This window comes from Actinoplanes sp. NPDC048791, assembly GCF_040650095.1.
GTDB lineage: Bacteria > Actinomycetota > Actinomycetes > Mycobacteriales > Micromonosporaceae > Actinoplanes.
The window spans coordinates 1-9,013 of sequence record NZ_JBEZGQ010000280.1; the positions used below are offsets into that span (position 1 = coordinate 1).

The following is a 9,013-nucleotide window of genomic DNA, read 5'->3' on the forward strand; positions in this document are numbered from 1 at the left end:
CGCCACCCGCGGGCCTTCCGTCTCTTGGGGGTGCCCGCCTGGTACCCCCGATCGGAGCGGCTTACGCCGGTACGGTCCACCTCTGATTCGCGGCGCCGGTGCACGCCCAGATCTGCAGCTTCGCCCCGTCGGCGGTGTTGTTGTCCTTGACATCAAGGCACTTGCCGGAAGCCATGTTGACCAGCGAACCGTTGCTCACGGTCCACTTCTGGCTGGCCACCGTGCCGATGCAGTCCCACAGATGCACGGCGGCGCCGTCGGCGGTTGAGTTGTTCGACACATCGAGGCACTTGCCGAGACCACGGACCGTGTTGTCGGAGCCGACGGTCCACGTCTGGTTGGGGCCGCCGGTGCACGTCCAGAGCTGCGGCAGGTTGCCGTTGGCGGTGGAGCCTCCGGTCACGTCCAGGCACTTGCCGCCCAGACCCGAGATCGCACCGGTACGCGTGGCCGGCGGCGTACCCCCGCCCTGGGTCCCGCCCCAGGTGAAAGTCGCCGAGGTCTTGGTCGGCAGGCTGTACACAAAGGACTGCCCGCCCCAGTTCACCTTGACGGTCTGCGCACTGCCGCTGGTGTTGTACGCGATCAGCGCCTTGGACCCGTCCGGGTTCTTCCACGCCACGTTCTTGACGGTCGCGTTCGCAGTGGAGTCGATGCGCACCGCGCCGGGCTTCACGAACTTGGTCAGGTGACCCATCGTGTAGTACTCGATCGTGTAGTCGACCTGCCCGCTGCGCCCGTCCCCGTTGTGCACGGTGACCAGGCCGGTGCAGGTGCCGCAGCCGCCGTTGTGCGGCCCCATGTTCTGGTCGACGGCGAGGCTCCACTTGGTCCACGACCGCGCCCAGTTGCGGGTGTAGTCGATGAGGTTGTTCATGTCCTCGGCCTGCTGGTTGCCGACCCAGGTGCCACCGGAGTGCTCGGTGAAGTACTGGTTCATGGCCGGATACTGGTTGCGTACCGTGGTGGCTTTGCTCGGATCGCCGCCGTAACCGTGCCACCCGACGCCGCCGAAGTTCGGGTGGTTGCGGATCGCCGCGTCGTTGACCAGGGGCGCGCCCCAGGTGTCGTAGTCGCTGTAGTTCCAGTCGTGCACCAGCAGCTTGGTGCTGAGCCCGGCGGCCTGCAGGGCCGGCAGCAGGTCGTTTTTGGCGAACGACTGCAGACCGGAAACGCTCCATTGCATGGAGGGATAACCGGGACAGCAGCCGGGCTCGTTCTGCTCAGTGACGTAATTGACCGGTACGCCTTGAGCGGCGTACCCCTGGATGTACTTGACGAAGTACTGCGCGTACGCCTTGTAGTACTCGGCCTTGAGGTACCCCTGGTCGTAGCTGTTGTTGTCCTTCATCCACGAAGGAGCGGACCAGGGCGAGGCCATCACGACCAGGTTGGGATTGAGGCTGCGGGCCTGCTTGGTGAGGGCGAGCACGTCGACATCACGGGCCAGCGTGAAGTCATTGACGTCGCAGCAGGTCCCGTCGTACGAGTAGCTGGACCGGGCGAGGTCCGAGGAACCCATGACGTTGCGGGTGGCGCTGACCCCGATCCCGGCGGTGGGACTGAAAAGCTTGGTCATGACGTCGTTGCGCGTGGCGGCGGAAAGCGCGCCGCTGCCGTTGATGAGCCAGGCAGCGGTGTCGGTGAACGAGGCGCCGGCGCCTTCGAACTGCTGGTAGGTGGTGTTCTCGTTGACCGTGATCGTCTGGCTGGCACTGCCGGTGCTGCCGGCGAAGGCGATCGGGGTCTGCTGCTGGAGGCCGCGGGTGACGGTGCGGCCGCCGCTGTCGCTGGTGGTGGTCAGGTAGATGTTGACCTGCTCGTTGGCGGCGAACGCGCTGGGGGCGAGCACGATGCCGGCGCCGGCCGCGAGTACTACGGCGGCGGCGAGCGCGGTCCTTCTTCCGGGGATGGGCATGGGCGGGGACTCCCTTGACCGAAGGTGGGGGCCTGGCCGGGATAGGAAAGGCAGCGAACAATAAACATGCGGGTCGATGCCGTGTCAACCGCCACCGCCTCGCTTGTTCTGGTCGTTTCCGCAGCTCAGATGCCTGTTAAGAGAGTTAATATAAGTTTCGCTTAGGCGGTGGTGGGCCGGGTGGCATGTCCCTGCCGTCCCGGCGCGCGTCGATCTGGCAGACTGAGTGCCGCCGTACGGGAGGGCTCGCCTAGTGGCCGATGGCGCCGGTCTTGAAAACCGGTGAGGCGTTCCGCGTCTCCGTGGGTTCGAATCCCACGCCCTCCGCTCAGTCACTCCCACTCAATCGTGCCCGTGCCGAAACCGCTGCCCGGATACGGCCTGAAGTTCGGAGGCCGCACGCCTCGTCGGCCGGCATGAGAGTGCGTTGGCTCAAGGATGCGGCGAGTTCATGGCCAGCTCCGTCATGTCCAATAACCGCTGGCAGTAAGCGGCTTCATCGCCTGACAACTCCGGCAGCACGTGGACAAGCTGGCGTTCGCCGCCCGCGAGGACAGCCCACCGTCGGTCGCTCAGGAGACCGTCGTTGTTCAACCAGCTGGAGATGCAGCCGGCAACATCCGCGTCGAGCAACGCCATCTCGACGCCCGCGACATCCGTGGACCTTAGCCAGCCGGGAAAGCCCGTATGGCAATGCGTCTTCCAAAGTTCTGCCGCGGCCGACATCCGGTCCTGTTGTTCCACGCTGAATGGCCTCCGCCCACCGGGTATACCGACGCAGCTGCCCACACACTGCGCGTCAGCTCACACCCATACCCTTCCCTCCCGTTCGTCCTTCCGGCAAGCTGGCCCCATGGGTGAGGTGCTTCCGATGCCAACCGTCGGCGACGTCTTCCAGGATGTACGCGGCGACGACCGCACCATGCGGGTCAGCTACCACCAGGACCGCGGCGTCATGGTCGTGTCCCTCTGGGCCGGCCCGGTCTGCCGAGGCTCCTTCCGCCTGGCCGCCGACGAGATAAGCCGGCTGGCCATGCTCCTCTCCGACATCGTGTCTCAGGCCAATCCGCCAGAGACCCCGGAGGAAACCACGGTGGTTGCCGAGGTAAGAACGGCCCCAACTCCGGACCAGACCGGCGACGTGAGCATGAGCATCCGGCCGATCCCCCGGGTCGCCTGAGTGCACAACACACCCGACTTCGCCAAGGACACCCTGCTCGAAGAGCTCCAGTTCACCCGGCAGGCCCTGGTCTGGAAGCTCGACGGCCTCTCCGAGTACGACATCCGCCGCCCGCTCACGGTGACCGGGACCAACCTCCTCGGCCTGGTCAAGCACATGGCCACCTGGGAAGCCCGCTACCTCGGCGAGATCTTCGGCCGCCCATTCCCCGAGCCGCTGCCCCGGTGGCAGGACGCGGACGGCAGTGACCTGTGGGTGACCCCGGACGAGACCCGGGACCAGGTCGTCGATTTCTACCGGCGCGCCTGGGCCCACGCCGACAACACGATCAAAGAGCTGAATCTCGACGCCCCGGGACACGTGCCCTGGTGGCCGCGGCCCGACGTGAAGCTGTTCACCATCATCGTGCACGTCCTCAACGACACCACCCGGCATGCCGGGCATGCCGACATCCTGCGTGAGCAGCTCGACGGCCGGACCGGGGTGGCGGCCGGGTACGAGGAGCAGATCGACACGGCCGCTCGGAAGGCCCACTGGGCGAGGGTCGAAGAGGCAGCCCGGCGCGCGTAGCCGTCTGGGTCAGCGCAAATGATGCCGAGCCTGGTCGGGATCCTCGGTCTTGACCGGTTGACGGACCGGGCGTATGAACGCGCATGTTCGCCGGATGCCGTAGACGTCGGTGAAGTGGGCCCGTGGCGTGAAGGTGGCCGCCGTCGCGTAGGCGTTCGCCGTGGCCGGCCACGGCACGTCGTCCGGGCGGAGGTCCCAGGTCAACGGCTCGACCGCGCCGGCGATCAGCACCGGCCGGCGTACCACCTGGTCCAGGTCCGTGCCGCCGTCCCGCACCCGCCGCAGGTGACCGGCCACGTCGGTGATCGGCGCAGTGCCGTAGTTGCCGAGCGTGACGCGATACCCGGCGAGGCCGAGCCGATCGTTTCCGACCAGCACGACCTCGTGCAGGACGACCGCGCGGGCCTGGGCATGTCGCGCGGTCTCCTGTTCCTCGCGGAACCGCTTGTCCTCGTCCCGCCGCGTCTTGCGCTCTTCCTTCAGGGCTCTCGCTTGGTAGAACAATGCGACGCCTGTGATGACCGCAGCGACCGCGGCCGCCGCGGCGGCCACAGGGTCCACCCACGATGTCCACCCAGCAGCAACAATCTGCGATGAAGCCGTCACGGTTTGACGGTAGGCCTGTCCGCGGCGTCGACGCGTCCGCCGGACGGCGGATGTCAGCCGACCTGGACCGTCATCAGTCCGGCGGGTTGATGATCATTTGAGGGCCCGTGCCGCGGGCGGCCAGGCGGTCTTCCGGGTTGATCAGTTTGCAGCGGCTCAGGCTCAGACACCCACACCCGATGCAGCCGGTCAGCTGATCGCGCAGCCGTTCCATCATCGCGATACGCGCTTCCAGCTTGCGCCGCCATCTTGCCGACAGCCGGGCCCAGTCCGCCTTTGTCGGGGTGCGGTTCTCCGGTAGCTCCGCCAGCGCCTCCCGGATCTCGTCCAGGGACACCCCCACCTGCTGGGCGATCCGGATGAAAGCGATCCGGCGCAGCTCGTGCCGTTCGTACCGGCGCTGGTTGCCGCCCGTGCGCGTCGACCGGATCAGGCCTTCGCGTTCGTAGTAGCGCAGCGCCGACTGGGCCACGCCGCTGCGGGCGGCCATGTCGCCGATGGTGAGGAGCTCCACTGCCGACGTCCTTGAGTTGAAGTGAACTTTAACTTGCAGAGTGAGCCTATGACTACGACAGCGGCAAATCCAGATCTGCTGGGCACTCTGCTGACCCGGTTGACCGGTGACGAGAAGCACGCACCCAGCGCGTACTCGACGCTTGATGTGCTCTGGGTGCTTTACGACCGCGTGCTGCGGGTCACGCCCGACACCGTCGACGAACCCGACCGCGACCGGTTTCTGCTCTCCAAGGGGCACGGGCCCGCCGGCTACTACGCCGTGCTCGCCGCCAAGGGGTTCATTCCCGTCGACTGGCTCGACGATCTCGGCGGGCCGCGGAGCCCGCTCGGCCACCACCCGGACCGGGTGCTGATCCCCGGCGTGGAGATCGGCACCGGCTCGCTGGGGCACGGGCTCGGCCTCGGCGTCGGCACCGCCCTCGGCCTGCGGGCGCAGGGATTCGACGCCCGGACGTTCGTGCTGCTCGGCGACGCCGAGCTCGACGAGGGATCCAACCATGAGGCGATCGCGTACGCGGCCGCCGCCCGGCTGGACAAGCTCACCGCGATCGTCATCGACAACCAGTCGTCCACCCACGGCTGGCCCGGCGGCATCGCCAGCCGGTTCCCGAGCTGGACCGCCTCCACTGTGGATGGCCGGGACCACGAGGCCATCGAGATCGCCCTGCGGCAGCGCGATCGCGACCGTCCGCACGTCGTCGTGGCCGCCGTCGAGAAGAAAGGCTGAGGATCATGCGAGACACCTTCGTCGCCACCACCACCGCGCTGCTCGAGGAAGACCCGCGGACCGCCGTCGTCATCGCCGACATCTCCGGCGACGCGTTCGCGCCGGCTCAGCGCCGGCATCCCGACCGGGTGCTCAACGTCGGCATCCGCGAGCAGCTCATGGCCGGGGTCGCCGGTGGGCTCGCGCTCACTGGGCTGCGACCGTACGTGCACTCGTACGCGCCCTTCGTCATCGACCGGGCGTACGAGCAGATCAAGCTCGACCTGGGCCACCAGGATGTCGGCGCCGTGCTGGTCAGCATCGGTGCCTCGTACGACGCGTCCAGCGAGGGTTACACCCACCAGTCACCCGGCGACGTCGCCCTGCTGGACACCCTCGAGGGCTGGACCGTGCACGTGCCCGGTCACCCGAACGAGGTTCCCGCGCTGCTGCGGGCGGCCGCGCGCAACGACGACCGGATCTACGTGCGGCTCTCGACCCAGCAGAACAGCCGGGCGTACGCGCACACGGACAAGTTGCAGGTCGTGCGGCAGGGCTGGGCCGGCGCGCCGGTGGTGCTGGCGGTCGGGCCGATGCTCGATCCGGTGCTCGCCGCCACCGCTAACCTGGACGTCACGGTCGCGTACACGCTCACGCCGCGGCCGCTCGACACCCGGGGCCTGCGGGAGCTGGTCAGCCGCGAGGTGGTCGTGGCGGAGCCCTACCTGGCCGGCACGTCGAGCCGGCTGGTGGCGGCGGCGCTGTCCGACGTACCCCATCGCAGTTTGCATCTCGGGGTGGGCCGCGCGGAGCAGCGGCGGTATGGCACGCCCGCCGACCATGCGCGCTGGCACGGCCTGGACCCAGCCGGTCTGCGCGCCTCGATCAGCGCGTTTCTGCAAGCCGGCAGTTAGGCGGCGACGGTGGCCGGGAACGCAGGTGTGCGGCGCTCGCGGAACACATGCTTGAGCAGCGTGTCGACGTGCCACACCTGCGCCGGCTCGGCCAGGCGCATCCGGAAGCGCTCGCGCACCCCGTCCACCGCCGTCGCCGCGACGTCCACGACGGACGTGCGCAGGTCGGGGTTCCAGGTGACGTCGCTCAGGTGCCGCAGGTTGGCGTTCAGGTGCAGCCGCAGCCGGTGCAGCACCCGGGTCTCCTGGATCACGACCATCCGGCGGTACGTGAGCAGCAGCAGGAAGTCCCCGGCCAGCGGCCGGTCCGGACTGACGCACCTGGTGACCAGCACCGTGGCGTCGTCGGGCTCCACACAGCGGCGGAAGATGGGCATGTGCCGGCTCACGGTGGGGATCGCAACCCCGGCTTCGGCGGCGGCGGGAAGGAACGTACGGGAGAACACGTCCATGTGCCGTTTAACGGCCGCGGAACGGGGAAGCAGCGGGGAACACCCGATGAATATCGAATTACAGAAGTTCCAGCACCGTGGCGTTGGCCATTCCGCCGCCCTCGCACATCGTCTGCAGGCCGTACCGAACCTTCGTCTGTCGCATGTGGTGGATCATCGTCGTCATGATCCGGGCCCCGGAGGCGCCGAGCGGATGTCCCAGGGCGATCGCCCCGCCGCGCGGGTTGAGGCGGGACGGATCGCCGCCGGTCTCCGCCAGCCAGGCCAGCGGTACGGGCGCGAACGCCTCGTTCACCTCGTACACGCCGATGTCGTCCAGGGTGAGACCCGCCTTGGCCAGCGCCTTCGCGGTGGCCGGGAGCGGCGCGGTCAGCATGATCACCGGATCGGCCGCCGCCACCACCGCCGTGTGCACGCGGGCGAGCGGCCGCAGGCCGTGCGCGGCCGCCCAGCGTGAGCTGGTGACGGCCAGGGCTGCCGCGCCGTCCGAGATCTGCGACGCGGAGCCGGCGGTGACCACGCCGTCGGCCTTGAACGGCGTCTTGAGCCCGCCCAGCTTCTCCAGCGTGGTGTCGCGCCGGATGCCCTCGTCGCGGGTGACGTCACCGACCGCGACCACCTCGGCGTCGAACTCGCCGGCGTCCTGCGCTTTCGCCGCCGCGTCGTGGCTGGCCAGCGCGTACTCGTCCAGCTGCTGCCGGGACAGGCCCCACCGCTCGGCCATCATCTCGGCGCCGACGCCCTGGTTGAACACGGTCGTGCCGTAACGCTCGGCGACGGCTGAGCCGTACGGGTCGGCGCCGGCCGCGCTGGAGCCCATCGGCACCCGGCTCATCGACTCGACGCCGCCGGCCACCACCAGGTCGGCCTGCCCGGACAGCACGGTCGCCGCCGCGAAGTGCAGCGCCTGCTGGCTGGAGCCGCACTGCCGGTCCATCGTCGTGGCCGGCACCGACTCGGGCCAGCCGGCCGCCAGCACGGCGTTACGGCCGACGTTCCACGACTGCTCGCCCACCTGGGACACACAGCCCCACATCACGTCCTCGACGTCCGCCGGGTCGATGCCGGTGCGCTCGGCCAGCGCCCGCAGCACCACCGCCGACAGGTCGACCGGATGCACCTGCGCCAGCCCGCCGTTGCGACGTCCCACCGGAGTGCGTACCGCCCCCACGATCACCGCGTCTCGCATACTGCCGACGGTACGCCGGGCTGCCATAGTGGTTCCATGTCGCCTCTTCAGTGGCGGGTGCGGCCCGTCCTGCCGATCGCCAAACTGCTCGGCGCGGTGGCCCTGGTGGTGCTGGTCGTGGCGTTCGGCCGCGAGGACCCGGTGCAGTGGTTCATCGCGGGGGTGGTCGCCGCCGCGCTGACCGGCTGGGCGGTCCGGGACCTGATCGCGCCGGTCCGGCTCAGCGCGGACACGAGCGGGGTGACCATGGTGGTCGGCTTCGTCCGGCGCCGGCACGTGGCCTGGCCCCAGATCGAACGCGTACGGGTGGACCGCCGCGAGCGGATGGGCCTGCGCAACCGGCTGCTGGAGATCGACGCGGGCGACAGCCTGCACCTGTTCAGCCTGCACGAGCTGGGCACGGACCCCGAAGAGGTCGCCGAGTCCCTCAACGCCCTGCGGGCCAACGCCCCGCTCTAGGGCAATTGCGGGGATCTGTCCCCACCCGGCGGGTACGGCGGCGATGATCGTCTCTGGTGGTCATCGCCCGTATCTGCGCTGAGGAAACCGCATGCGTTTCACCCTTCCGTCCCTGCGACCCGTCATGCCCCGGCCCCGGCTGCCGTTACCGCCGGCCGAACCGATCGACGCGCCCGGTGAGCTGCCGCAACCGCCGAGCCGGCTGTCGTGGCGCTCGCCCCGCTGGGCCCGTCCGTCCACTCCGACGATCCCGGTCGGAGCTCGCTGGTCGGGTCGCCGCCGCGGTCTGACCGGGATCGTCGGGGCAGGCGTAGCCGTCGTGTTGCTGTGCTACGGCGTGGGCTGGGCCACGAACGTCGATCAGGTGCGGCTGGGCCGGGGTTCCGGAGCGGTGAGCGCCGGCTGGACGGCAGCCGGCCAGGCCGAGAACACCGCGGAGGACAGAGCCGCGGCGCGGCGGGCCGCGGAGGATAAGGCAGCGGCTGCGAAGGTGCTGGCCGCGA

The 9,013-nt window shown here is 69.3% G+C and carries 12 protein-coding genes and 1 tRNA gene; 7 read left to right on the forward strand and 6 right to left on the reverse strand.

All coding sequences use genetic code 11. The features are described 5' to 3' along the window. Positions 1 to 61: 61 nt before the first annotated feature. The gene (locus AB0C29_RS20960; RefSeq protein ID WP_360822467.1) at positions 62 to 1,918 is read right to left on the reverse strand and encodes a ricin-type beta-trefoil lectin domain protein; all 1,857 of its coding nucleotides are present in this window, start codon (positions 1,916 to 1,918) and stop codon (positions 62 to 64) included. A gap of 239 nt (positions 1,919 to 2,157) precedes the next feature. On the opposite strand from AB0C29_RS20960, the gene AB0C29_RS20965 reads away from it, so the two are divergent. Continuing rightward, a tRNA-Ser gene (locus AB0C29_RS20965) sits at positions 2,158 to 2,245 on the forward strand. Between the two features lie 105 nt (positions 2,246 to 2,350). Here AB0C29_RS20965 and AB0C29_RS20970 read toward each other — a convergent pair. Further along, a complete protein-coding gene (locus AB0C29_RS20970; RefSeq protein WP_360822469.1) occupies positions 2,351 to 2,662 on the reverse strand; it encodes a hypothetical protein in 312 nt (103 codons plus the stop codon). Positions 2,663 to 2,789: 127 nt separating this feature from the next. Between AB0C29_RS20970 and AB0C29_RS20975 the strand changes: the two genes are divergently transcribed. Further along, entirely contained in the window at positions 2,790 to 3,098 is a 309-nt protein-coding gene (locus AB0C29_RS20975; RefSeq protein WP_360822471.1) for a hypothetical protein, read from the forward strand. Next, positions 3,099 to 3,668 carry a DinB family protein gene (locus tag AB0C29_RS20980; protein WP_360822473.1) on the forward strand — a complete coding sequence of 190 codons (570 nt, stop codon included), beginning with the start codon at positions 3,099 to 3,101 and terminating at the stop codon, positions 3,666 to 3,668. A gap of 9 nt (positions 3,669 to 3,677) precedes the next feature. Here the strand turns inward: AB0C29_RS20980 and AB0C29_RS20985 are convergent, their stop codons facing one another. Then, positions 3,678 to 4,274: a hypothetical protein gene (locus AB0C29_RS20985; protein WP_360822475.1), complete on the reverse strand. Its 597-nt coding sequence runs from the start codon at positions 4,272 to 4,274 to the stop codon at positions 3,678 to 3,680. Positions 4,275 to 4,347: 73 nt separating this feature from the next. Further along, positions 4,348 to 4,788, reverse strand: a complete 441-nt coding sequence (gene soxR / locus AB0C29_RS20990) for a redox-sensitive transcriptional activator SoxR (protein ID WP_360822477.1) — start codon at positions 4,786 to 4,788, stop codon at positions 4,348 to 4,350. 48 nt (positions 4,789 to 4,836) lie between these two features. On the opposite strand from soxR, the gene AB0C29_RS20995 reads away from it, so the two are divergent. After that, the gene (locus tag AB0C29_RS20995) at positions 4,837 to 5,517 is read left to right on the forward strand and encodes a transketolase (protein WP_360822479.1); all 681 of its coding nucleotides are present in this window, start codon (positions 4,837 to 4,839) and stop codon (positions 5,515 to 5,517) included. Positions 5,518 to 5,522: 5 nt separating this feature from the next. Continuing rightward, on the forward strand, positions 5,523 to 6,410 hold the full coding sequence (locus AB0C29_RS21000; protein WP_360822481.1) for a transketolase: 888 nt from the start codon (positions 5,523 to 5,525) through the stop codon (positions 6,408 to 6,410). Here the strand turns inward: AB0C29_RS21000 and AB0C29_RS21005 are convergent. Both AB0C29_RS21005 and AB0C29_RS21010 read right to left on the reverse strand, forming a co-directional pair. Then, positions 6,407 to 6,862, reverse strand: a complete 456-nt coding sequence (locus AB0C29_RS21005; protein WP_360546446.1) for a hypothetical protein — start codon at positions 6,860 to 6,862, stop codon at positions 6,407 to 6,409. The two genes, AB0C29_RS21000 and AB0C29_RS21005, sit on opposite strands and share 4 nt — an antisense overlap. A gap of 58 nt (positions 6,863 to 6,920) precedes the next feature. After that, positions 6,921 to 8,051: an acetyl-CoA C-acyltransferase gene (locus AB0C29_RS21010; protein ID WP_360822483.1), complete on the reverse strand. Its 1,131-nt coding sequence runs from the start codon at positions 8,049 to 8,051 to the stop codon at positions 6,921 to 6,923. Between the two features lie 36 nt (positions 8,052 to 8,087). On the opposite strand from AB0C29_RS21010, the gene AB0C29_RS21015 reads away from it, so the two are divergent. After that, entirely contained in the window at positions 8,088 to 8,510 is a 423-nt protein-coding gene (locus AB0C29_RS21015) for a PH domain-containing protein (protein ID WP_360546450.1), read from the forward strand. Positions 8,511 to 8,601: 91 nt separating this feature from the next. Next, positions 8,602 to 9,013: hypothetical protein (locus AB0C29_RS21020; RefSeq protein ID WP_360822485.1), on the forward strand; the 412-nt coding region annotated here is incomplete at its 3' end.

Coding starts and splice junctions, on each gene's coding strand:
- AB0C29_RS20960 (WP_360822467.1), bottom strand. CDS start 1,918: ATGCCCATCCCCGGAAGAAGGACCGCGCTCGCCGCCGCCGTAGTACTC.
- AB0C29_RS20975 (WP_360822471.1), top strand. CDS start 2,790: ATGCCAACCGTCGGCGACGTCTTCCAGGATGTACGCGGCGACGACCGC.
- AB0C29_RS20995 (WP_360822479.1), top strand. CDS start 4,837: ATGACTACGACAGCGGCAAATCCAGATCTGCTGGGCACTCTGCTGACC.
- AB0C29_RS21000 (WP_360822481.1), top strand. CDS start 5,523: ATGCGAGACACCTTCGTCGCCACCACCACCGCGCTGCTCGAGGAAGAC.
- AB0C29_RS21005 (WP_360546446.1), bottom strand. CDS start 6,862: ATGGACGTGTTCTCCCGTACGTTCCTTCCCGCCGCCGCCGAAGCCGGG.
- AB0C29_RS21010 (WP_360822483.1), bottom strand. CDS start 8,051: ATGCGAGACGCGGTGATCGTGGGGGCGGTACGCACTCCGGTGGGACGT.
- AB0C29_RS21015 (WP_360546450.1), top strand. CDS start 8,088: ATGTCGCCTCTTCAGTGGCGGGTGCGGCCCGTCCTGCCGATCGCCAAA.